Source organism: Pseudomonas sp. LBUM1660 (assembly GCF_059695935.1).
The window spans coordinates 2,199,207-2,222,574 of sequence record NZ_CP166795.1; the positions used below are offsets into that span (position 1 = coordinate 2,199,207).

Consider the following 23,368-nt stretch of genomic DNA (forward strand, 5'->3'; position numbering starts at 1 on the left):
AGCATTTCGCCAACCAGTAAGTGAGTGGATGACTAGATCACACGCGAAAACCGCTGGTGATTGTGCTGTTGCAAATAGGCATCGAACACCATGCACACCGAGCGCACCAGCAAGCGACCGGCGGGCAGTACGCTGATCCGCTCGTTATCGAGGCTGATCAAACCGTCCTCGGCCATGGTCAATAGCTGCGGCCACAGTTCACCGAAGTAACCGCGAAAATCGATGTTGAAGGCCTGTTCGATGTCCGCGAACTCCAGGCTGAACGTGCAGATCAACTGCTGAATCACCGCCCGCCGCACGCGGTCATCGGCGTTGCACAGCAGGCCACGGCTAGTGGCCAGTTGGGCGGAGGCCAGCGTGTTCTGATACTGATTCAGATCGCTGTTGTTCTGGCAGTAGAGGTCGCCGATCTGACTGATGGCCGACACCCCCAGCCCAATCAAATCGCAATGACCGTGAGTGGTGTAGCCCTGAAAGTTTCGTTGCAGGGTCGACTCTTCCTGGGCAATCGCCAGCTCATCGTCGGGCAGGGCGAAGTGGTCCATGCCGATGTAGCGGTAACCGGCAGCGGTCAGTTGTTCGATGGTACGCTGGAGCATTTCCAGCTTCTGCGCCGGCGTCGGCAGCTCGTTGCTGTTGATCCGCCGCTGCGGCATGAAGCGTTCCGGCAGGTGCGCGTAGTTGAACACCGAGAGTCGATCCGGTTGCAGCGCAATGACTTCGTCGACCGTGCGGGCGAAGTTTTCCGGGGTCTGTTTCGGCAAGCCGTAGATCAGGTCGATGTTGATCGAGCGAAATTGCAGGGTCCGGGCGGCGTCGATCACGGCGCGGGTTTCTTCAAGACTTTGCAGGCGATTGACCGCCCGTTGCACCGTCGGGTCGAGGTCTTGCAGGCCAATGCTGACCCGGTTGAAACCCAGTTCACGGAGCAGACCCATGGTTGACCAGTCGGCTTCGCGAGGGTCGATCTCGATACCGTAGTCGCCGGAATCGTCGTCCAGCAGGTTGAAGTGCTTGCGCAACTGAGCCATCAACTGGCGCAGTTCGTCGTGGCTGAGAAAGGTCGGGGTGCCGCCGCCAAAGTGCAGTTGCTCGACTTTTTGCGCCGGGTCGAGGTGGCAGGCGATCAGCTGGATTTCCTGCTCAAGGCGTTGCAGGTAGGGCAGGGCGCGGCCACGGTCCTTGGTGATGACTTTGTTGCAGGCACAGTAGTAGCAAATGTTCGCGCAGAACGGCACGTGCACGTACAGCGACAATGGGCGCAGGGCCTTACGGCTGTCGCGCAGGGCGTGGAACAGGTCGAACGTGCCGACCTGTCCGTCGAATTGCACCGCGGTCGGGTAAGAGGTATAGCGCGGACCCGCCAAGTCATAACGGCGGATCAGATCGGTGTCCCAACGAATGGCGTCGAGCATCATGCGGGCATTCCCCCGGATAGGCTGGCAGTGTTCGCAAGTCTATGGGGTGCGACGCCGGGGCATCTTGATTTGCATCAACGGTCAGGATTTGTGTTGTTGATGAGGGCCTCTTCGCGGGCAAGCCTCGCTCCTACAGGAGTTGGCATCCCTTTGTAGGAGCGAGGCTTGCCCGCGAAGGGCGCACCGCCGATCTAATGACCCATCAGCCAATGCTGATGCGGCCCGGGCAAGGTCCAGATGCCGAACAACATCACCAGCAACCCACCGGTCATCCGCACACTGCGCTTGCGCAACAACGCCGTGACCCGCTCCGCCGCCAGTCCGGTGGCGAGCAGCACCGGCCAGGTGCCGAGTCCGAACGCGAGCATCAGCAATGCACTGTCCAGCGCATTGCCCTGGCTCGCCGCCCACAGCAACGTGCTGTAAACCAGCCCGCACGGCAACCAGCCCCATAGCGCGCCCAGCAGCAACGCGCGGGGCAGGCTCGACACTGGCAGCAGTTTGTTGGCAATTGGCTGGATATGCCGCCACAGGCCGCGGCCGAGGCTCTCGATACGGGTCAGGCCGCTCCACCAGCCGGCGAGGTACAGGCCCATGGCGATCAGCAACAATCCGGCGATCACACGCATGAACATGGCGGCCGGGCTGTTGGCCACGGCCCAACCCGCCAGGCCAATCAGAAGGCCGGCTGTTGCATAGCTGAGAATTCGCCCCAGGTTGTACGCCAACAACAGGCGAAAACGGCGGCTGCGCTGCTCTTTGGGAATCGCCAGGGTCAGCGCACCCATCAAGCCGCCGCACATGCCCAGGCAATGCCCACCGCCGAGCAGGCCGAGAATCACCGCAGACACCAGCAGTGGCGCCAACTCAAGCATGCGGAGGCGCCTTGTCGTCCGGTTTGGCCGGATGGCCGCTGGCTTCGTCGACCGCGGCTTTGTGGTTCGGGTCCTGGTCGTCGAACAGAATGCTGTGGGCCGGGCCGTCGAGGTCGTCGTACTGACCGCTGTCGACCGCCCAGAAGAAGATATAGATAGCGATGGCCACGATCAGCAGCGCGGCCGGGATCATCACGTAGAGAGCTGGCATCTGGACTCCATGCCCGCGCGGCTCAGGCCGGCAGCGGACGGGTTTCTGGCGTGGGGCGGGCGCCGGGCGCACTCGGCAGGCGAGTCAGGCGCAGGGCGTTCAGTACCACGGTCAACGAACTGATGGACATGCCGACCGCGGCCCATACCGGCGTGATCCAGCCGAGGGCGGCGAACGGCAACATGAGGCCATTGTACAGCCCGGCCCACAGCAGGTTCTCGATGATTACCCGACGGGTGCGCCGTGCGAGGCTGAAGGCCTGCACCAGCGCATCGAGACGGTTCGACAGCAACACCGCATCGGCGCTGGTTTTCGCCAGATCGGTGGCCGAACCCATCGCCACGCTGATATCGGCAGCGGCCAGCACCGGCACGTCATTGACGCCGTCACCGAGCATCAACACCTTGCGACCTTCCTTGTGCAGCTGTTGCAGGACCTGCAATTTGTCATCGGGGCGCAAACCGCCTCGGGCTTCGTCGATGCCCAGTTCGGCCGCCACGCTGGCGACCATCGGTGAGGTATCGCCCGACAGCAGCAAGGTGCGCCAGCCACGTGCCTTACAGGCTTCCAAAAGCGCCGGTGCATCGGCGCGCAAACGGTCATCGAGGACAAACCACGCCAGCGGCCCTTGGACGTCGCCGAGCAGCAGCCATTGGCCCGCTTCATCGGGCATGACCGGTACGGCAGCGCCACTGAGTTCGCAGACAAAAACCGGCTGGCCAATGCGCAGGCGTTGCGTGCCGACCACGCCTTCGAGGCCAAGCCCTGGCGTGCTGAGGACTTCTTCGGCCGCCAATGGCGCCCGGCCAAATGCGCGGGCAATTGGGTGTTCGGAGCGGTTTTCCAGGGCGGCGGCGAGACTCAGGCATTGATCGCTGTCGAGTGCGCGGAGAGGACGGATCGAACGCAGCGCCAGGCGACCTTCGGTCAATGTGCCGGTCTTGTCGAAAATCACCGTGTCGATCTGGTTCAGACCCTCCAGCACATGGCCGCGGGTCAACAAAAGACCAAGCTTGTGCAATGTGCCGGTGGCGGCGGTGAGGGCGGTCGGCGTGGCCAGCGACAAGGCGCACGGGCACGTCGCAACGAGCATCGCCAGGACAATCCAGAAGGCTCGCGACGAATCCAGTTCCCACCACAACAGGCCGATTGCCGCTGCCGCGATCAATGACAGCAACAGGAACCATTGCGCAGCGCGGTCGGCGATTTCCGCCAGTCGCGGCTTTTCGGCCTGGGCACGATCCAGCAGGCGGACGATGGCCGACAGTCGCGTGTCCTGGCCCAACGCCAGGACTTCCACGGTCAACGCGCCTTCAACGTTCAGCGTACCAGCGGTCACTGCATCGCCCAGCGTGCGCGGTTGCGGCAGGTATTCGCCGGTCAGCAGCGATTCGTCGATGCTCGACTGGCCGTCGAGGATCTTGCCGTCGGCCGGCAGGATCGCACCCGGATGCACCAGCACCTGATCGCCGACGCGCAGTTCGCTGAGCAGGATCCGTTCGCTCTGGCCGTCGGCACTCAGACGCAGGCACGAGGCGGGTAACAGGTTGACGAGCTGTGCGGTGGCGGCGGCGGTTCGTTCCCGGGCGCGACGTTCCAGATAACGCCCGGCCAGCAGGAACAACGCGAACATGCCCACCGCATCGAAATACAGCTCGCCGACGCCGGTGATCGAGGTCCAGATCCCGGCGACGTAAGCGCTGCCAATCGCCAGCGACACTGAAACGTCCATGGTCAGGTGGCGGGTGCGCAAGTCGCGCATGGCGCCCTTGAAGAATGGCGCGCAGCTGTAGAACACGATTGGCGTGGTGAGGAACAGCGCGACCCAGCGCAGGATGGTGTGCAACTCGGGGCTCAAGTCGATGTTGAATTCCGGCCAAGTGGCCATGGTCGCCATCATCGCCTGGAACCACAGCAACCCGGCCACGCCGAGCTGGCGCAAGGCCAGACGGTTTTCGCTGGCCAGTTGTTCGCTGGCGCGGTCGGCTTGATAGGGGTGCGCGGCGTAGCCGATGTGGCGCAACTCGCTCAGTACCCGGCTCAACGGCAATTGCGCGTCGGCCCAACGCACGTGCAGGCGATGGTTGGACAGGTTCAGTCGCGCCTCGGCCACCGCCGGCAAGGCGCGCAGGTGTTTCTCGATCAGCCAGCCGCAGGCGGCGCAGCTGATGCCTTCCATCAACAGGGTGGTTTCGGCGAGTTCGCCCTCGTGGCGCACGAAAGGCTTTTGCACGTCGGCGCGGTCGTAGAGCGCCAACTCGTCCACCAACTGCACCGGCAAGGCTTCGGGGTTGGCCGATGACTCGCTGCGGTGCTGGTAATAGCTTTCCAGCCCACCGGCCACGATCGCCTCAGCCACGGCCTGGCAACCCGGGCAGCAGAACTCGCGGGTTTCACCGAGGACCGCAGCTGTGAAGCGGCTGCCGGCCGGGACGGGCAGGGCGCAGTGGTAGCAGGGGGTTGGCGTGGTCATCTGTGCTGCCATGGAAACCATTGTGGCGAGGGAGCTTGCTCCCGCTCGGCTGCGCAGCAGTCGTAAACCTGCGAACGCGCTATGACTGAAAGAATCGGTTTGCTGGTTTCAGGGGGCGCTTCGCACCCAGCGGGAGCAAGCTCCCTCGCCACAGTTGACCGTGTTCACTGGAACTTACTTCTTCAGATCTTCGGCGCCTTGCAGCGGCTCATCCCCGAGCAGCAGGTCTTTATCATGGCTGACCAGCTCTTCTTCGAACATGCGCCAGATGTGGTCGTCCTGAGTACCCAGCAATTCGACAAAGCGACGGCCTTCAATCTTGTCGCTCAACTGACCGATGTAGCGGCCCTGTTCGGATTCGCTGCGGGCGAGGGTGATCTTGCGATCCTTCTCCGGCTGGGTCGGCGAGATCAGGTTCAGCTCAAGGGTTTTCGGTTGGCTGTTGCCACTCAGGCGCAGGTCGACTTCGCCGGTCACGTCATCCAGGTGAACGCTGGCCCGCAGCAACAGGGTCTGGGCCAGCAGCTCACGGTCGAGGGAGCGGTTGATGCCTTTGCCGGCTTCGTAGTAGTTGTCGTTGACGAGGTTATCCGGGTTGTTCACCGCGATCGTCACCATGGACAAGGTCAGGGTCACGGAACAGGCCAGGATGGCGATGATGATCCATGGCCAAAGATGCTTGTACCAAGGGCTTGCTGCGTTTGCTGCGGGCATGATCACTTCTCTCAACGAATTTGTGGGCCGATGAATCGGCTCTTGGCTTCAACGTGGACGCTGTCGTCGTCGGCATCCTTGAGGATGAATTTCACCTCGTTGGTGCTCGACGGCAGTTTTTCCGGTGCCATGGACAGTTCCACTGGCTGGCTGAAAATCTCCCCGGCGGCGACTTTGATCTCGCGCTTGCCTTGCAGCTTGAGGTCCGGCAGACCGGAGGCTTCCAGTACGTAGGTATGGTCGCGCTGGTCCTTGTTCATGATCTTCAGGCTGTAAACGTTCTCGATCCGGCCTTCGGCGTTCTCGCGGTACAGCACGCGGTCCTTGCTGACGTCGAAACCGACCAGTGAACGCATGAAGAACGCGCCCGCCAGCAATCCCATCATGGCCAGCAACACCAGGGCATAGCCGATCAGGCGCGGGCGCAGTTTATGGGTTTTTTGCCCGGACAGGTTGTGCTCGGTGGTGTAGCTGATCAGCCCGCGCGGGTAGTCCATCTTGTCCATGATGCTGTCGCAGGCATCGATGCACGCCGCACAGCCGATGCATTCGATCTGCAGACCGTCGCGAATGTCGATGCCGGTCGGGCAGACCTGGACGCACATGGTGCAATCGATGCAATCGCCCAGGCCCTGGGCCTTGTAATCGATACCTTTCTTGCGCGGGCCACGGCTCTCACCACGGCGCGGATCGTAGGAAACGATCAGCGTGTCCTTGTCGAACATCACGCTCTGGAAACGCGCATACGGGCACATGTAAATGCACACCTGCTCACGCAGCCAGCCGGCGTTGCCGTAGGTGGCGAGGGTGAAGAAGCCGACCCAGAAATACGACCAGCCATCCGCTTCGCCGGTAAAGAAGTCGATGGTCAGCTCGCGGATCGGCGAGAAGTAACCGACGAAGGTCATGCCGGTGACGAAGCCGATCAACAGCCACATCGAGTGCTTGCTGAGTTTGCGCAGGAATTTGTTGGCGCTCATCGGCGCCTTGTCGAGCTTGATGCGCTGGTTACGGTCGCCTTCGGTGACCTTTTCGCACCACATGAATATCCACGTCCAGACACTCTGCGGGCAGGTATAACCGCACCACACCCGACCGGCGTACACGGTAATGAAGAACAGGCCGAAGGCGCTGACGATCAAGATCCCGGAGAGCAGGATGAAGTCCTGGGGCCAGAAGGTCGCGCCAAAGATGAAGAATTTGCGCTCCGGCAGGTTCCACCAGACGGCTTGATGACCGCCCCAGTTCAGCCAGACCGTACCGAAATACAGCAGAAACAACCCGGCACCGCCCATCATCCGCAGGTTGCGGAACAGGCCGGTGAAGGCGCGGGTGTAGATTTTTTCTCGAGAGGCATAAAGATCGACGCTGTTGTTCGCGTCTTTGGCAGGCGGTGTGACGTCGTGTACCGGAATCTGATTGCTCATCATTGCATCCCACGGCAGTGGAAAATGCCTCGGTCAGTACATGCCGACCGCGGTCAAAAAGAGGTGTTGCAGTGGCGCAATGATACGCCTGTCGCTCTAGTTCAAGGGTGCGACCTTTGGTCGCGTTGGGCAAATTCAATTGATGGTGTAGTGACTTGAATCAATTGACTTGTGGATTATGGACGTTTTTTCGTGATGCAGAATCAGAGGTGCGGCGATTCCTGGCCGTAGCGTGGCCGACGAGGTGAAGGCGAGCTGCGCACCTCATCCGTCCGGGAGGTCTGCCGCTGGAATACACGCCATAGCAGCAGTAACTTCATAGTTTGACGCATTGCAGTTTTAATCCAGCAAAACTCATAACTAACAAAGTTTAACTTGGTGGGGTGGTTGTTCGTCGGTGTGTGGCGGAAATATATTTATTTAATTGAGGTTAGTTGGTTGTTTGAGGTTTTCGTCTGTTTCCAATAAGTTAGTTGGGCGCGGCTTGCTGGTTGCGCACTTTATCTAATATTAATGGAAACGGAATTCTATGATTTCTAAGAAAGTTAAGCGGTTTGTGCTGGGCGTTTGCCTGCTGTCTATGGCGCCTTTGGCCTATTCAATAGAAGGTGCTCCACGTCATATGATCTTCGCGTCGGATACGCAATATCCGTGGACGGACAAACTCGATCGCAGAGAGCCCGAGTCCCAGGCGGATTTCGATAAACGCTCGAAATGGCTGGTGGAGACCCAGTTTGCGAGTATTGTCGACTTCCGGAAAAACCATGCGCAATCCCATGTGCCACTGATGATCAATGGCGACATCACCGCTTTCGGTCACGGCTGGCAGCGCTCTTACATGAATTCGATGTTGAAAAAATACTTCAATGGCGATTTCTTGTATGGCCTGGGTAACCACGATTATGAGAATAACGTGGATGATTGTTTCAGTAATAACTGTGCGGCCGGTAGTATCGTGGAGTTTAAAGAGCATCATGAGAATAAGGTTGATAATTTTGATTTGAAAGTTACCGGTAATTTCCTGAGTCGGCTGTATTCCGGCAGTCTCGCCTATTCCAAAAACATGGGTGACGTCCATATGGTGCAGCTCAATAATGAGCCGACCTATGCCACCAGGATTTCTCATGCGTTAAACCCGACGACGTTCGACATCACCAGTACCCTGGATTGGCTTGAAAACGATTTGAGAGTCGCTCGGACTCAGGGTTACGCCATCATTATCAACATGCACAAGCCAATGGAAATGATGGGTGACAGTGAGCAGGCGCGGCGCTTTTACCAGATGATCAGGAAGTATGAGGTCACTGCTATTTTCGCCGGCCATCTCCATGATCAAGGTGGCGATGCCTATGACGTGAATGGCGTGCCGATGTACTTGAGCGGCGCTACTTCTCAGCAAACCTACCTGGTTGCCAGTTTCTCGGAGGATCGCAAGCAGTTGCAGATCAACCTGGTGAAGAACAATCAATGGCAGAGCCGAAAGCTGCTGGATACGGTGCCGGTGAAGTCGATCTGGGCCAGTCGCCCATGAAAAAGGCCCCGCCAGATCACTGGCGGGGCCTTCTTTGTTGCGTCAAGCGTATGCCTTACTGAGCATCTTCCGCAGGCGCTTTCTCACCATGAGAAAGGCTGTAGACGTAAGCGGCCAGCAGGTGAACCTTGTCGTTGCCTTGCAGCTGTTCTTGCGCAGGCATCTGGCCTTGACGGCCGTAACGGATGGTCTGCTGCAGTTGAGCGAAGCTCGAACCGTAGATGAACGCTGCCGGGTGAGTCAGGTTCGGCGCGCCCATGGCTGGCGTACCTTTGCCTTCCGGACCGTGGCACACCGCGCAATTGGCGGCAAACAGCTTCTGGCCAGCAACCGGATCGGCCTTGGTGCCTTCCGGCAGCTTGCGGCCATCGAGGTTGGTCAGCACGTAGCCGGCAACGTCGGCAACGCCTTGTTCGCCAATGACTTCAGCCCATGCTGGCATGACCGCATGACGGCCGCCCATGATGGTGGTCTTGATGGTTTCCGCTTCACCGCCCCAGCGCCAGTCGGCGTCGGTCAGGTTCGGGAAGCCATAGGCGCCCTTGGCGTCGGAACCATGGCAGACCGAGCAGTTGGAGGCGAACAGGCGGCCACCCATCTTCAGGGCTTGCGGGTCCTTGGCCACTTCTTCAATCGGCATCGAAGCGAACTTGGCGAAGATCGGACCGAACTTGGCGTCCGACTTGGCCATTTCCTTTTCCCACTCGTGAACGCCGGTCCAGCCGGTCTGACCGTTGGCGAACGCGGTCTGCTTCTCGTTATCCAGGTAGTTGTAACCCGGCAACAGGCCTTTCCAGTTGCCCAGGCCCGGGTACAGCACCAGATAGCCCAAGGCGAAGATGATGGTGCCCACGAACAGCATGAACCACCATTTCGGCAGTGGGTTGTCGTACTCCTCGATCCCGTCGAAGGAGTGGCCAACCGTTTCCTCTGTCTGCTCGGCGCGCTGGCCCTTGCGGGTGGACAGCAGCAGCCAGGTCAGGGCGAAGATGGTGCCGAGACTGAGGACTGTGACGTACAGACTCCAGAACGTAGTCATTCTTTGTTACTCCTAGAAGCTTGCTCGACGTGCTTGATGGCTTCGGGATCATCCGCGAAAGGCAGCAAGGTCGCGTCTTCAAACTCCGACTTGCGCTTGGGGCTGAATACCCACAACGCCAGACCGATGAAGGCCACCATCACAACAACGGTGCCCAGGCCACGAATCATCCCGATATCCATCCAATTCACCGTTTGCTTTTGATGATGGTGCCCAGGCCTTGCAGATAGGCCACCAGCGCGTCCATTTCGGTTTTGCCCTTCACAGCATCCTTGGCGCCGGCGATGTCTTCGTCGGTGTAAGGGACGCCGAGCGTGCGCAAGACTTCCATTTTCTTGGCGGTGTCTTTGCCGTCGAGCTTGTTTTCCACGAGGAACGGGTAGGCCGGCATTTTCGACTCGGGCACCACGTTGCGCGGGTTGTACAAATGCGCACGCTGCCAGTCATCGGAGTAACGACCGCCGACACGGGCCAGGTCCGGACCGGTACGCTTGGAACCCCACAGGAACGGGTGGTCCCAGACGCTTTCACCGGCAACCGAGTAGTGGCCGTAACGTTCGGTTTCAGCACGGAACGGGCGGATCATCTGCGAGTGGCAGCCGACACAACCGTTGGCGATGTAAATGTCGCGGCCTTCCAGTTCAAGGGCGGTGCGAGGCTTCATGCCTTCGACCGGCTTGTTGGTTACATCCTGGAAAAACAGCGGAACGATCTGGGTCAGGCCGCCGATGCTGACGGCGATAACCATGAAGAAGGCCAGCAGGCCAATGTTCTTCTCGACTGCTTCATGCTTCATCAGTGAGCTCCAACTACAGCAATCTGTTCAGCAGCTTTGGCTTCAGCCGGGTTCGAGGCACGTACGGTACGCCATACGTTGTAGGCCATGAACAGCATGCCGCTGGCGAAGAACGCACCGCCCAGGGCGCGAACGATGAAACCAGGATGGCTGGCTTGCAGCGCTTCGACGAACGAGTAGGTGAGGGTGCCGTCGTCGTTGATTGCACGCCACATCAGACCTTGGGTGATGCCGTTGACCCACATCGAAGCGATGTACAGAACGGTACCGATGGTTGCGAGCCAGAAATGCGTGTTGATCAGGCCGATGCTGTGCATCTGCGCGCGACCGAACAGTTTCGGGATCATGTGGTAGATCGCGCCGATCGAGATCATCGCTACCCAGCCCAAGGCACCGGCGTGTACGTGGCCGATGGTCCAGTCGGTGTAGTGCGACAGCGAGTTCACGGTCTTGATGGCCATCATCGGGCCTTCAAAGGTCGACATGCCGTAGAAGGCCAGCGACACAACCAGGAAGCGCAGGATCGGGTCGGTGCGCAGCTTATGCCAGGCGCCCGACAGGGTCATCATGCCGTTGATCATGCCGCCCCAGCTCGGAGCCAGCAGGATGATCGACATCGCCATGCCCAGGGACTGAGCCCAGTCCGGCAGCGCGGTGTAGTGCAGGTGGTGCGGACCGGCCCAGATGTACAGGGTGATCAGCGCCCAGAAGTGCACGATCGACAGGCGATAGGAATAGATCGGACGTTCGGCCTGCTTCGGAACGAAGTAGTACATCATCCCCAGGAAGCCGGTGGTCAGGAAGAAACCGACCGCGTTGTGGCCGTACCACCACTGGATCATCGCATCAGTCGCGCCGGCGTAGGCCGAGTAGGACTTGAAGAAGCTGACCGGCAGGGACGCGTGGTTGACGATGTGCAGCATCGCCGTCACGACGATGAAGGCACCGTAGAACCAGTTACCCACATAGATATGCTTGGTGTTTCGCTTGGTGATGGTGCCGAAGAACACCAGTCCGTAGGACACCCAGACGATGGCCAGCAGAATAGCCAGGGGCCATTCCAGTTCCGCGTATTCCTTGGTGGTGGTGTAACCCAGCGGCAAGGTAATAATCGCGCCGACAATGACCGCTTGCCAACCCCAGAAGGTGAAGGCCGCGAGGCTGTCGGAAATCAGTCGCGTTTGGCAGGTTCGCTGCACGACGTAATAAGAAGTGGCAAACAGAGCACAACCACCGAAGGCAAAAATCACCAGGTTGGTGTGCAACGGGCGTAAGCGTCCAAAAGTCGTCCACGGCAGACCGAAGTTCAATTCCGGCCATACAAGCTGTGAGGCGATGAAGACACCAAGCCCCATGCCAAGGATCCCCCAGACCACCGTCATGATGGCGAACTGGCGGACTACCTTATAGTTATAAGCAGTCGGACTGATTGCTGTGCTCATTCTAAGGTTCCACGGTTTGGGTGTTTTATTAGGAGTAAAAATCGGCCGCAAGTATGTAGAAAGCGGGGGGTCATTGCAACGCGCCATGACCTGGGTCAATGCTTTCAAAAGCTGATTCTGCGGCCTTTCCATGCGCCGCGTAAGGACAAAATCGGCCTCGGACAAAATGTCGCAGTGAACGAAAAAGATGAGGGGGTCAGGTCAGATGTTACGGGGTGTGTTCAAACACAACGATCGGGTGACCGATGGCAATTGGCACGACAGCCGGTATCTACCAGCCTTTGCGGCCTGTCATCGAGCAGATTCGTCGAACACATCGGGTTGAGTCGACCTGGAACCGGCTCATGCCAGTTCGCATCGATCAAGCTTAGACCCGAATCAGGTGAACCGAAAGGAGGACCAACGGAGGGGTGCGACACTTGGTCGCAAAGAGGCAGGGAACTGCCGCATCCGGGAGAATGCGGCAGTAGAGCGGTCGAGATTTATTCGCGTTTGCCTTCGGCTTGCAAACGCTCGGTATTCAGACCGTGGGACAGGCTGTACACGTAAGCGGCCAGCAGTTGCACCTTGTCGTTGCCGAGCAATTCGTTCTGCGCCGGCATATGGCCCTGACGGCCATGGCGGATGGTCTGCTGAAGTTGCGCCAGGCTTGTACCGTAGATGAATCCGGCCGGTTGCGTCAGGTTCGGCGCGCCCATGGCTTCAGTGCCCTGGCCGTTTGCACCATGACAGGCTACGCACGTGGTGCTGAACGCTTGCTGTCCGGCTTGCAGATCGGCGGTGTCGCCAGCCGGCAATGGCAGGCCCGCCAGTTCATGTCGCACATACGCGGCCACGTTCTTCACGCCGGTGTCACCGAGGATTTCACCCCAGGCCGGCATTGCCGCCATGCGACCGCCCATGATCGTGGTCTTGATCATCTCGGCATCACCACCCCAGCGCCAGGTGCTGTCGGCCAGGTTCGGGAAGCCGAAAGCGCCCTTGGCATCCGAGCCGTGGCACACCGAGCAGTTGGACGCGAACAGGCGACCGCCCATTTTCAGTGCTTGCGGGTCCTTGGCCACTTCTTCAACGGGCATGGCCGCGAATTTGGCGAAGATCGGCCCGAATCGCGCGTCTGCCTTGTTCATCTCCTTTTCCCATTCGTGGACGCCGGTCCAGCCGTCCTCGTAACCCGGCAGGATGCCTTTCCAGTTGCCCAAGCCCGGGTAAAGCACCAGATAGCCCACGGCAAACACCAGCGTGCCGGCGAACAGCATGAACCACCACTGCGGCAGCGGATTGTCGTACTCCTCGATGCCGTCGAAGCTGTGGCCCATGGTCTGGTCGACGCTGCCCTTGGTTTCGCCCTTGCGGGTGCCGATCAGCAGCCAGGTCAGGCCGATCAGGCTGCCGATGGTCAGTACGCAGATCCACGTACTCCAGAAGGTGGTCATGGCCGGGTACTCCTTGTGACAGGTTCTTGGGTGCTATCGGGTTGTGGCTCATCGGCAAACGGCAACAGGCGCGCTTCGGCGAATTCCGGGTTGCGCTTGCTGTTGAACACCCACAGCGTCAGGCCGACGAAGGCCACGAACACCACGACCGTACCGAGACCGCGGATCATTCCACTGCTCATCACGGTCACTATTTCGAAGGGTATGGTCATGGCTCACCTCTTGCTCTTGATGGCAGTGCCGAGCACTTGCAGGTAAGAAACGAGTGCGTCCATTTCGGTCTTGCCCTTGAGGCTGGCGACGGCGCCGCTGATGTCGTCATCGCTGTACGGCACGCCGAGGGTGCGCATGGTGCGGATCTTGGTTTCGGTGTGGCCGCTGTCGACCGCTTGCGTGACCAACCAAGGGTAGGCAGGCATTTTCGACTCCGGCACCACGTTGCGCGGGTTGTACAAGTGCGCACGGTGCCAGTCATCCGAGTAACGTGCGCCGACCCTTGCCAGGTCCGGCCCGGTGCGTTTGGAGCCCCAGAGGAACGGGTGATCCCACACGCTTTCCCCGGCCACCGAGTAGTGCCCGTAGCGTTCAGTCTCGGCGCGAAACGGTCGGATCATCTGCGAGTGGCAACCGACACAGCCTTCGCGAATGTAGATGTCGCGACCTTCCAGTTGCAGGGCGGTGTAGGGCTTCATGCCTTCCACCGGTTTATTGGTCACGTCCTGGAAGAACAGCGGGACGATCTGGGTCAGACCGCCGATGCTCACGGCCAGGACCATCAGCAGCATCAGCAGGCCGACGTTTTTCTCGATTGTTTCGTGTTTCATGGCGGACTCCTCAGGCCATCTGCGCGGCAGCGGCGACTTCGGCAGGCTGCGAGGCCCGCACGGTGCGCCAGGTGTTGTAAGCCATCAGGAACATGCCGCTGAGGAAGATCGCACCGCCCACCAGTCGCACGACGAAGCCTGGGTGGCTGGCCACCAGGGTTTCGACGAAGGAGTAGGTCAGCGTGCCGTCTTCGTTGACTGCGCGCCACATGAGGCCCTGGGCGATGCCGTTGACCCACATCGAAGCGATGTACAGGACGGTGCCGATGGTCGCGAGCCAGAAGTGCGCGTTGATCAGGCCGATGCTGTGCATCTGCGCACGACCAAAGATTTTCGGGATCATGTGGTACAGCGCGCCGATCGAGATCATCGCCACCCAGCCGAGAGCGCCGGCGTGAACGTGGCCGATGGTCCAGTCGGTGTAGTGCGACAGCGCATTGACCGTCTTGATGGCCATCATCGGCCCTTCAAAGGTCGACATGCCGTAGAACGCCAGGGATACCACGAGGAAGCGCAGGATCGGGTCGCTGCGCAATTTATGCCAGGCGCCCGAGAGCGTCATCATCCCGTTGATCATCCCGCCCCAGCTGGGTGCCAGCAGGATCAGCGACATCACCATGCCCAGAGACTGTGCCCAGTCCGGCAGCGCTGTGTAGTGCAAGTGGTGCGGACCGGCCCAGATGTACAGGGTGATCAGCGCCCAGAAGTGCACGATCGACAAGCGATAGGAATACACCGGACGCTCGGCCTGTTTCGGCACGAAGTAGTACATCATCCCGAGGAAACCGGCGGTGAGGAAAAAGCCCACGGCGTTGTGGCCGTACCACCACTGGACCATGGCATCGGTGGCACCGGCGTAGACCGAGTAGGACTTGGTGAAACTCACCGGCAGCTCAACGTTGTTGACGATATGCAGAATCGCCACGGTGATGATGAACGCACCGAAGAACCAGTTGCCGACGTAGATGTGTTTGGTCTTGCGCTTGGCCAGCGTGCCGAAGAACACGATGGCGTAGGCGACCCAGACGATGGTGATCAGGATGTCGATCGGCCATTCCAGCTCGGCGTATTCCTTGGAGCTGGTGTAACCCAGCGGCAGGCTGATGGCCGCCAGCAGGATCACCAGTTGCCAGCCCCAGAAGCAGAACGCGGCGATTTTCGGCGCAAACAATTGGGTCTGGCAGGTGCGCTGCACCGAATAGAACGAACTGGCGAACAGGGCGCAACCGCCGAACGCGAAGATCACCGCGTTGGTGTGTAATGGGCGCAAGCGGCCGAAACTGGTCCACGGCAAATCGAAGTTGAGTTCAGGCCAGACCAATTGGGCTGCGAGAAAAACCCCGAGCCCCATGCCGACGATGCCCCACACCACCGTCATAATGGCGAATTGGCGGACCACCTTGTAGTTGTAGGCGGTACTGATAGAAGTGTTCATGGTTCCCCATCCACGGTTCAGCCGAAGTGAAGGCCCGTCTTTGCGAGTAAGCCGCGCAAGGCAGACGCTTCCTTCGCCTGGAGTTATAGGCAGACTAAAAGCGAGGCAAGCATGGACAAAGAGCACAAGGCCAGTATTGACGGGGATCAATGGGCGCGGTGTATGCAGGATCATGGATGGTTGTGGAATGCCGCCTCAGGACCTGCATCGACCACGTTGATCCTCGCCCACGGTGCCGGTGCGCCGATGGACAGCGGCTGGATGAACGACATGGCTGCGCGCCTTGCGGCTCAAGGCGTCAACGTGTTGCGCTTCGAGTTTCCATACATGGCGCAGCGGCGTGTTGATGGGGGCAAGCGTCCACCGAATCCGGCACCGAAACTGCTCGAGTGCTGGCGTGAGGTCTATGCCGAGGTGCGACGCCATGTCACGGGGCGTCTGGCCATTGGCGGCAAGTCCATGGGCGGGCGGATGGCCAGTCTTTTGGCGGATGAGCTGGAGGCGGATGCGCTGGTGTGCCTCGGTTATCCGTTTTATGCGGTGGGTAAACCGGAGAAGCCTCGGGTTGATCATCTGGCGGCGCTGAAGACGCCGACGTTAATTGTGCAGGGTGAGCGGGATGCGCTGGGGAATCGTGAGGCCGTTGAGGCTTACACGTTGGCACCGAGTATTGAGGTGTTTTGGCTGGTCGCGGGGGACCATGATTTGAAGCCGTTGAAGGCTTCGGGGTTTACGCATCAGCAGCATTTGGCGGCTGCGGCGCAGAAGGTTGCTGCATTTCTTCAGTGATGTATGCGGTGGCGGTATGGGCCTCATCGCGAGCAGGCTCGCTCCCACAGGGATTTGTGCATCACCACAATCCACTGTAGGAGCGAGCCTGCTCGCGATAGCGGTCTGCCAGCCACCTTTACTTTGAAAATGGCAATAAAAAACCCGGAAGCTTCCGCTATCCGGGTTTTTACATTCGTGCATCAATCAGCGGTTAAACCGCTCCACCAACGAATACTGGGTATTCGCCGTCTTCGTCAGCTCTTCACTCAACAACGCCGAGTGTTGAGCCTGTTCCGAAGTCTGGTCAGCCAGCTGCGAGATGTTGCTGATGTTGCGGCTGATTTCTTCGGCAACAGCACTTTGCTCTTCGGTCGCCGCCGCAATCTGGGTGGTCATGTCGGTGATGTTGGCCACCGCTTCGCTGATCCCCACCAGTGCCTGATCTGCTTCCAGTACCCGCGCCACGCCTTCTTCAGCCTGGCGATGCCCGGCTTCCATGGTTTGCACCGCGGTGCTGGCGGTTTGCTGCAGCTTGGCGATCAGCGCGTGAATCTGCCCGGTGGATTCGCTGGTGCGTTGCGCCAGTTGACGTACTTCGTCAGCCACCACCGCAAAACCGCGACCCATTTCACCGGCACGCGCCGCTTCGATGGCGGCGTTCAGGGCCAGCAGGTTGGTCTGGTCGGCGATGCCTTTGATCACATCGACCACACCACCGATTTCGTCGCTGTCCTTGGCCAGTTGGGTCACGGTCAGGCCGGTTTCACCGACCACCACCGACAAGCGCTGGATGGCTTCGCGGGTTTCCCCGGCGATGTCGCGACCGCGACCGGTCAGGCGATTGGCTTCCTGAGTGGCGTCGGCGGTGCGCTGCACGTGGCTGGCGACTTCCTGCGTGGTGGCAGCCATCTGATTGACGGCGGTGGCCACTTGCTCGGTTTCGACGCGTTGACGTTCCAGGCCACTGGAGCTGCTGTGAGCCAGGGCGTCGGACTGCTTGGCTTGCTCGGTCAGGTGCTCGGCGGTGTCCTGCAGGCGAGTCAGGCAGGTTTTCAGACGCGCTTCCTGGCTGAGAATCGACATCTCCAGACGTGCCTGGGCGCCACGACTGTCGGTGTACATCTGCGCAATCAGCGGGTCGGAGGTGGTCTGCTCGGCCAGCCGCAGCAAGCGCTTGAGGCCACGCTGTTGCCAGCTCAACCCCATCAGACCCAACGGCACCGAGAGTCCGGCGGCGAGCGCAAAGCCCCATTGGGACGTGAGCGTGGCGCCGATCATGAAGCTCAGCTGACTGACCAGAATGAACGGCAGCCAGTCCTGAAGCACCGGCAGCCATTTGTCTGTTGAAGGAATCGCCGACTTGCCCAGATTGATGCGCTGGTAGAGCGCTTCGGCACGGCGGATCTGTTCGGCAGTGGGTTTGACCCGCACCGACTCGTAACCGATCACCTGATTGCCTTCGAACACCGGTGTGACATAGGCGTTAACCCAGTAGTGGTCACCGGTCTTGCAGCGATTCTTGACAATGCCCATCCATGGCAAGCCTTGTTTCAGTGTGCCCCACATGTGCGCGAACACCGCCGCCGGGACGTCGGGGTGACGGACCAGGTTATGCGGCGCACGGATCAGTTCTTCGCGGGAAAACCCGCTGATTTCGACGAAGGCGTCGTTGCAGTAGGTGATCACGCCCTTGGCATCGGTGGTGGAAATCAACCGTTGCTGAGCCGGGAAGGTCCGTTCGCGCTGTGTGGTGGGCTGGTTGTTACGCATGGCTTTTTCAATCCGCAAGGCTTTGAGAGGTTGTCGGCGGTGTCAGGATTTTATTGAAATATTTTTCAATAATCAGTGGCGCGTCGCAAAATGGCCATTGCATCAGCCGGCGAGCATCGGGTAGGTGAACAGTGCGAAATGCAGCAGGTTCAAGCCGAAATGGGTGGCGATGGCCGCCCCCAATCCGCCAAAACGGTAGGCCAGACCATAGCCGACACCTGCCAGACTCGCCAGTAGCACCCATTGCCAACCCGCGCCCGCGTGCACCAGGCCGAACAACAGCGAGGCGAGCAGCAATGCCAGGTTTTCACCATAGGGCAGGTGTTTGAAGTGCCGGCTCAGCCCACCCTGGACGTAACCGCGAAACAGCGCTTCCTCCACCAGCGTCACCAGCAGCAGATTGTTCAGCACCCACACCCCGGCTTGATCCGGCCACTTCGGCGCCCAACTGATCATGCCCAGCAAGAGTGCACCACCCAAGGCGAGGACGGCGCTCAGGGGCAGGGCGAGGGCGGTGGCATAGATCGAAAGCCGCAGCGAACGCCGGCCGACGATCCACGGGCACGCCAGTAACAGCCAAAAGCCGATCAGGGGCTTGTCTTGATTCAGGTACATGGAAAACGGCACGGCATCGTCGGTAAAGCGTTGCGGGTCGATGCCGCGACCGTTGTAGAAACCGGGCAGCCAGTGCATCGCCAGCGCCAGGGCGAGGATGATGAACACGCCGTGACCGAGGTAGCGAGCGATGGGCAGTTTTTGCTGGCGGACCGCGAAACCGGCGACGAGCAGCAACGCGACGGAGATGCCGGCCAGCCAACCGAGGTGGCCGAAGGTCAGAGCGAGGGTGTAACCGAGGGAGAGAAGGGCCAGGTAAGTCCATGGCAGGGCAATCATTTGAAGTCCTTGTGTCCGAAATTTTTCGGTTTGAGTCGATCCACTGTGGGAGCGGCGGTGCGGCGATCCGACTTGCTCGCGAAGAGGTCATAACATTCACCATCATCGTCGACAGCTAAACCGCTTTCACGAGCAAGCCCGCTCCCACATTTAGATCAGTGCTGTCTGCACTTTTGGCGCAGGATTATAGGGACGCTCGCAACCCAAATAAAAACACCGCCCGAAGGCGGTGTCTGTGTCAGCGGTGGATCACGACGCAATCAACTGCCGCAACACGTAATGCAAGATCCCTCCCGATTTGAAGTATTCCACTTCATTGAGCGTATCGATCCGGCACAGCACCTCGACCTTCTCGCGACTGCCGTCTTCACGGGTGATGATCAGCGTCAGGTTCATCCGAGGTGTCAGCTCGACGCCGGTCAAACCAAGAATATCCAGCGTCTCCTTGCCGGTCAGGTTCAGGCTCTTGCGGTTCTGATCCAGCTTGAACTGCAACGGCAGCACGCCCATGCCCACCAGGTTTGAGCGGTGAATCCGCTCAAAGCTTTCGGCGATGACCGCTTTCACGCCCAGCAGATTGGTGCCCTTGGCCGCCCAGTCGCGGCTCGAGCCGGTTCCGTATTCTTGCCCTGCGATCACCACCAGCGGCGTGCCCGACGCTTGATAGCGCATGGCCGCGTCGTAGATCGGCATCCTTTCCCCGGTCGGGATGTAGATCGTGTTGCCACCTTCTTCACCACCGAGCATCTCGTTGCGAATGCGGATGTTGGCGAAGGTGCCGCGCATCATCACTTCGTGATTGCCGCGACGGGAACCGTAGGAGTTGAAGTCCCGCGGCTCCACGCCTTTCTCGCTTAAGTAGTGGCCGGCCGGGCTGTCGGCCTTGATGTTGCCGGCGGGGGAGATGTGGTCGGTGGTCACCGAGTCACCCAGCAGCGCGAGGACCCTGGCCCCTGTGACGTCCCTGACCACCGGCGGCGGTCCGCCGATGTCATCGAAGAACGGCGGATGCTGGATGTAAGTCGAGTCGTCCTGCCAGACATACGTCGCCGCTTGTGGCACCTCGATGGCTTGCCATTGCTCGTCACCGGCAAACACTTCGGCGTATTCCTTGTGGAACATCGCGGTGTTGACCTGACTCACCGCGTCAGCAATTTCTTTGGTGCTCGGCCAAATGTCCCGCAGGTACACCGGATTGCCGTCTTTGTCGTTGCCCAGCGGCTCGCTGCTGATGTCGGTCCTCACCGTACCGGCCAACGCATAAGCAACGACCAGCGGCGGGGACGCCAGCCAATTGGTTTTCACCAGCGGATGCACCCGACCTTCAAAGTTGCGGTTACCCGACAGCACTGAGGCGACGGTCAGGTCGGCGGCCTGAATGGCTTTTTCGATCGGTTCCGACAAGGGGCCGGAGTTGCCGATGCACGTCGTACAGCCATAACCGACCAGTGCAAAACCCAACTCATCCAGGTATTGGGTCAGGCCGGCGGCCTTGTAGTAGTCGGTGACCACTTTCGAGCCGGGGGCCAGCGAGCTCTTGACCCACGGTTTGCGCTTGAGGCCTTTCTCCACGGCTTTCTTCGCCACCAGACCGGCGGCCATCATCACGCTCGGGTTGGAGGTGTTGGTGCAAGAGGTGATCGCGGCGATCACCACTGCGCCGTTTTTCAATCGATAGGTCTGACCGTCGTATTCGTAGTCGGCTTCGCCCGCCAGATCGGCATTGCCCACCGCGACGCCACCGCCGCCTTCACTTTCCAGGCGACCGACTTCCTTGCTGGTGGGTTTGAATTGCAGGTCGATGAAGTCACTGAACGCTTGCGCGACATTTGGCAGCGAAACCCGGTCTTGTGGGCGTTTCGGCCCGGCCAGGCTGGCTTCGACGCTGGCCATGTCCAGCGCCAGGGTGTCGGTGAACACCGGTTCCTGGCCCGGCAAGCGCCACAGGCCCTGGGCTTTGCTGTAGGCCTCGACCAGTTTCACGGTTGCCAGTGGGCGACCGGACAGGCGCAGGTACTCGAGCGTGATGTCGTCGACCGGGAAGAAGCCGCAGGTGGCGCCGTATTCAGGGGCCATGTTGGCGATGGTCGCGCGGTCGGCCAGCGGCAGGTCGGCGAGGCCATCGCCATAGAATTCGACGAATTTACCGACCACGCCTTTCTTGCGCAGCATCTGCGTGACGGTCAGCACCAGGTCGGTGGCGGTGATGCCTTCCTTGAGCTTGCCGGTGAGTTTGAAACCGATCACTTCCGGAATCAGCATCGACACGGGCTGGCCGAGCATCGCCGCTTCCGCTTCGATCCCGCCGACGCCCCAACCGAGCACGCCGAGGCCATTAATCATGGTGGTGTGGGAGTCGGTGCCGACCAGCGTGTCGGGGAAGGCGTAAGTGCGGCCGTCCTCGTCCTTGGTCCAGACCGTGCGGCCGAGGTATTCCAGGTTGACCTGGTGGCAAATGCCCGTGCCCGGAGGCACCACGCTGAAGTTGTCGAAGGCGCTCTGGCCCCAGCGCAGGAACGCGTAACGTTCACCGTTGCGCTGCATTTCGATGTCGACATTCTGTTCGAAGGCGCTGGAACTGCCGAATTTGTCGACCATCACAGAGTGGTCGATCACCAGATCCACGGGGGAGAGCGGGTTGATTCGCTGCGGGTCACCCCCGGCCTTGGCCATGGCGGCGCGCATGGCGGCCAGGTCAACCACGGCAGGCACGCCGGTAAAGTCCTGCATCAATACCCGCGCGGGGCGGTATTGAATTTCGCGGTCGGAGCGACGCTCCTTGAGCCAGGCGGCAATCGCCCGGAGGTCGGCGCCGGTGACGGTTTTTTCATCTTCCCAGCGCAACAGGTTTTCCAGCAGCACTTTCAACGACATTGGCAGCTTGTCCAGGTCGCCCAGACTTTTGGCGGCGTCCGGCAAGCTGAAATAGTGATAGGTCTTGTCGTCGACTTGCAGGGTTTTAAGGGTGTTCAGGCTATCGAGGGACGGCATTGCGATCACTCCTTTGAGTCCGCACGGCTACGGACTGAGGGGACGGACAGAGCATTAAAACTAGCCCTGTTTTAAGTAGCTGGCTAATAACTGGACTCTATCGACAAGTCCGAGGTTCCGAACTCGGCTATCATGCGCCGGTTTTCGTGACAGGCTTTGCTTCAACGCAAGCCTGGGCATCGCGCAGTGGCTGAATTCTTCGCCAACTGCCCAGGAGTAAGAATGAACACCCTCTTTATGCATTGCCGGCCGGGCTTCGAAAGCGAAGTCTGTTCCGAGATTTCCGAACACGCCGCACGGCTGAACGTGGCCGGTTATGCCAAGGCCAAGACCGCCAGCGCCTGCGCTGAATTCATCTGCACCGAAGAAGATGGCGCCGAGCGCCTGATGCGCGGCCAGCGGTTTGCCGAGCTGATCTTCCCGCGCCAATGGGCGCGCGGGATCTTCATCGATCTGCCGGAAACCGACCGCATCAGCGTGATCCTCGCGCACATGGCGGACTTCCCGCTGTGCGGCAGCCTGTGGCTGGAAATGGTCGACACCAACGATGGCAAGGAACTGTCGAACTTCTGCAAGAAATTCGAAGGGCACCTGCGCAAGGCGCTGATGGCGGCCGGCAAGTTGGTCGAAGATGCACACAAGCCGCGCCTGCTGCTGACCTTCAAAAGCGGCCGCGAAGTGTTCATGGGGCTGGCCGAGTCCAGCAACTCGGCGATGTGGCCGATGGGCATTCCGCGCCTGAAGTTTCCCCGTGAAGCGCCGAGCCGTTCGACGTTGAAGCTGGAAGAGGCGTGGCACCATTTTATCCCCCGCGATCAATGGGATGAGCGCCTGCACAGCGACATGACCGGCGTCGACCTCGGTGCCGCCCCCGGCGGCTGGACCTGGCAACTGGTCAACCGCGGCATGCTGGTGACCGCGATCGACAACGGCCCGATGGCCGAAAGCTTGATGGACACCGGTCTGGTGCAGCACTTGATGGCCGACGGTTTCACCTTCAAGCCCAAGCAGCCGGTGGACTGGATGGTCTGCGACATTGTCGAGAAACCGGCGCGCAACGCCGCGATGCTTGAAGAATGGATTGGCGAGGGGCATTGCCGCGAAGCGGTGGTCAACCTCAAGCTGCCGATGAAACAGCGTTACGCAGAAGTGAAGCGTTTGCTGGAGCGCATTGCCGATGGCTTCAAGGAGCGCGGCATTCGGGTCGAGATCGGCTGCAAGCAGCTGTATCACGACCGCGAAGAAGTGACTTGTCACCTGCGCCGCATTGATGTGAAAAAACCGAAATCCCGCTGATACACACCGCACCCCCTTGTAGGAG

The 23,368-nt window shown here is 60.1% G+C and carries 20 protein-coding genes; 3 read left to right on the forward strand and 17 right to left on the reverse strand.

The window, feature by feature from the left end; all coding sequences use genetic code 11:
* Positions 1 to 32 precede the first annotated feature (32 nt).
* The 6 genes from hemN to ccoG all read right to left on the reverse strand — a co-directional run bounded on the left by hemN (position 33) and on the right by ccoG (position 7,118).
* On the reverse strand, positions 33 to 1,415 hold the full coding sequence (gene hemN, locus ACA068_RS10305; protein ID WP_497310563.1) for an oxygen-independent coproporphyrinogen III oxidase: 1,383 nt from the start codon (positions 1,413 to 1,415) through the stop codon (positions 33 to 35).
* 194 nt (positions 1,416 to 1,609) lie between these two features.
* Entirely contained in the window at positions 1,610 to 2,293 is a 684-nt protein-coding gene (locus ACA068_RS10310) for a sulfite exporter TauE/SafE family protein (protein WP_497309545.1), read from the reverse strand.
* Positions 2,286 to 2,504 (reverse strand): cbb3-type cytochrome oxidase assembly protein CcoS, encoded by a 219-nt coding sequence (gene ccoS, locus ACA068_RS10315; protein ID WP_007905420.1) that lies wholly within the window; start codon positions 2,502 to 2,504, stop codon positions 2,286 to 2,288. Before ccoS ends, ACA068_RS10310 begins: the two co-directional genes overlap by 8 nt.
* A gap of 22 nt (positions 2,505 to 2,526) precedes the next feature.
* Positions 2,527 to 4,977 carry a heavy metal translocating P-type ATPase gene (locus ACA068_RS10320; protein WP_497309547.1) on the reverse strand — a complete coding sequence of 817 codons (2,451 nt, stop codon included), beginning with the start codon at positions 4,975 to 4,977 and terminating at the stop codon, positions 2,527 to 2,529.
* A 174-nt stretch (positions 4,978 to 5,151) separates the two neighbouring features.
* On the reverse strand, positions 5,152 to 5,691 hold the full coding sequence (locus ACA068_RS10325; protein WP_497309549.1) for a FixH family protein: 540 nt from the start codon (positions 5,689 to 5,691) through the stop codon (positions 5,152 to 5,154).
* Positions 5,692 to 5,702: 11 nt separating this feature from the next.
* Complete coding sequence (ccoG, locus tag ACA068_RS10330) at positions 5,703 to 7,118, reverse strand: cytochrome c oxidase accessory protein CcoG (protein WP_497309551.1); 1,416 nt, start codon at positions 7,116 to 7,118, stop codon at positions 5,703 to 5,705.
* A 529-nt stretch (positions 7,119 to 7,647) separates the two neighbouring features.
* Between ccoG and ACA068_RS10335 the strand changes: the two genes are divergently transcribed.
* On the forward strand, positions 7,648 to 8,649 hold the full coding sequence (locus ACA068_RS10335; RefSeq protein ID WP_497309553.1) for a metallophosphoesterase family protein: 1,002 nt from the start codon (positions 7,648 to 7,650) through the stop codon (positions 8,647 to 8,649).
* Between the two features lie 55 nt (positions 8,650 to 8,704).
* On the opposite strand, the gene ccoP (ACA068_RS10340) is transcribed toward ACA068_RS10335, so the two are convergent.
* The 8 genes from ccoP (ACA068_RS10340) to ccoN (ACA068_RS10375) form a co-directional block, all read right to left on the reverse strand.
* Positions 8,705 to 9,688, reverse strand: coding sequence for a cytochrome-c oxidase, cbb3-type subunit III (ccoP, locus tag ACA068_RS10340; protein ID WP_497309555.1), 984 nt, complete (start codon positions 9,686 to 9,688; stop codon positions 8,705 to 8,707).
* A complete protein-coding gene (locus tag ACA068_RS10345; RefSeq protein WP_003175465.1) occupies positions 9,685 to 9,870 on the reverse strand; it encodes a CcoQ/FixQ family Cbb3-type cytochrome c oxidase assembly chaperone in 186 nt (61 codons plus the stop codon). The genes ccoP (ACA068_RS10340) and ACA068_RS10345 overlap by 4 nt, the downstream gene beginning before the upstream one ends.
* 5 nt (positions 9,871 to 9,875) lie before the next feature.
* Entirely contained in the window at positions 9,876 to 10,484 is a 609-nt protein-coding gene (gene ccoO / locus ACA068_RS10350; RefSeq protein ID WP_018925301.1) for a cytochrome-c oxidase, cbb3-type subunit II, read from the reverse strand.
* Positions 10,484 to 11,926, reverse strand: a complete 1,443-nt coding sequence (gene ccoN / locus ACA068_RS10355) for a cytochrome-c oxidase, cbb3-type subunit I (protein ID WP_010456410.1) — start codon at positions 11,924 to 11,926, stop codon at positions 10,484 to 10,486. The genes ccoO (ACA068_RS10350) and ccoN (ACA068_RS10355) overlap by 1 nt, the downstream gene beginning before the upstream one ends.
* A gap of 482 nt (positions 11,927 to 12,408) precedes the next feature.
* The gene (ccoP, locus tag ACA068_RS10360; RefSeq protein ID WP_497309557.1) at positions 12,409 to 13,362 is read right to left on the reverse strand and encodes a cytochrome-c oxidase, cbb3-type subunit III; all 954 of its coding nucleotides are present in this window, start codon (positions 13,360 to 13,362) and stop codon (positions 12,409 to 12,411) included.
* Entirely contained in the window at positions 13,359 to 13,556 is a 198-nt protein-coding gene (locus ACA068_RS10365) for a cbb3-type cytochrome oxidase subunit 3 (RefSeq protein ID WP_497310564.1), read from the reverse strand. The genes ccoP (ACA068_RS10360) and ACA068_RS10365 overlap by 4 nt, the downstream gene beginning before the upstream one ends.
* A 21-nt stretch (positions 13,557 to 13,577) precedes the next feature.
* Entirely contained in the window at positions 13,578 to 14,186 is a 609-nt protein-coding gene (ccoO, locus tag ACA068_RS10370; protein ID WP_497309559.1) for a cytochrome-c oxidase, cbb3-type subunit II, read from the reverse strand.
* A gap of 10 nt (positions 14,187 to 14,196) precedes the next feature.
* Positions 14,197 to 15,621: a cytochrome-c oxidase, cbb3-type subunit I gene (gene ccoN / locus ACA068_RS10375; RefSeq protein ID WP_497309561.1), complete on the reverse strand. Its 1,425-nt coding sequence runs from the start codon at positions 15,619 to 15,621 to the stop codon at positions 14,197 to 14,199.
* A gap of 111 nt (positions 15,622 to 15,732) precedes the next feature.
* Here ccoN (ACA068_RS10375) and ACA068_RS10380 point away from each other — a divergent pair, with 111 nt between their 5' ends.
* Positions 15,733 to 16,410 (forward strand): alpha/beta family hydrolase, encoded by a 678-nt coding sequence (locus ACA068_RS10380; protein ID WP_497309562.1) that lies wholly within the window; start codon positions 15,733 to 15,735, stop codon positions 16,408 to 16,410.
* A gap of 186 nt (positions 16,411 to 16,596) precedes the next feature.
* Here ACA068_RS10380 and ACA068_RS10385 read toward each other — a convergent pair whose 3' ends face one another.
* The 3 genes from ACA068_RS10385 to acnA form a co-directional block, all read right to left on the reverse strand.
* Positions 16,597 to 18,162: a methyl-accepting chemotaxis protein gene (locus ACA068_RS10385; RefSeq protein WP_497309564.1), complete on the reverse strand. Its 1,566-nt coding sequence runs from the start codon at positions 18,160 to 18,162 to the stop codon at positions 16,597 to 16,599.
* A gap of 102 nt (positions 18,163 to 18,264) precedes the next feature.
* Complete coding sequence (locus ACA068_RS10390; RefSeq protein WP_497309566.1) at positions 18,265 to 19,056, reverse strand: CPBP family intramembrane glutamic endopeptidase; 792 nt, start codon at positions 19,054 to 19,056, stop codon at positions 18,265 to 18,267.
* A gap of 249 nt (positions 19,057 to 19,305) precedes the next feature.
* A complete protein-coding gene (gene acnA / locus ACA068_RS10395; protein WP_497309568.1) occupies positions 19,306 to 22,047 on the reverse strand; it encodes an aconitate hydratase AcnA in 2,742 nt (913 codons plus the stop codon).
* Between the two features lie 222 nt (positions 22,048 to 22,269).
* On the opposite strand from acnA, the gene rlmM reads away from it, so the two are divergent.
* Complete coding sequence (gene rlmM, locus ACA068_RS10400) at positions 22,270 to 23,343, forward strand: 23S rRNA (cytidine(2498)-2'-O)-methyltransferase RlmM (RefSeq protein WP_497309570.1); 1,074 nt, start codon at positions 22,270 to 22,272, stop codon at positions 23,341 to 23,343.
* Positions 23,344 to 23,368: the final 25 nt, after the last annotated feature.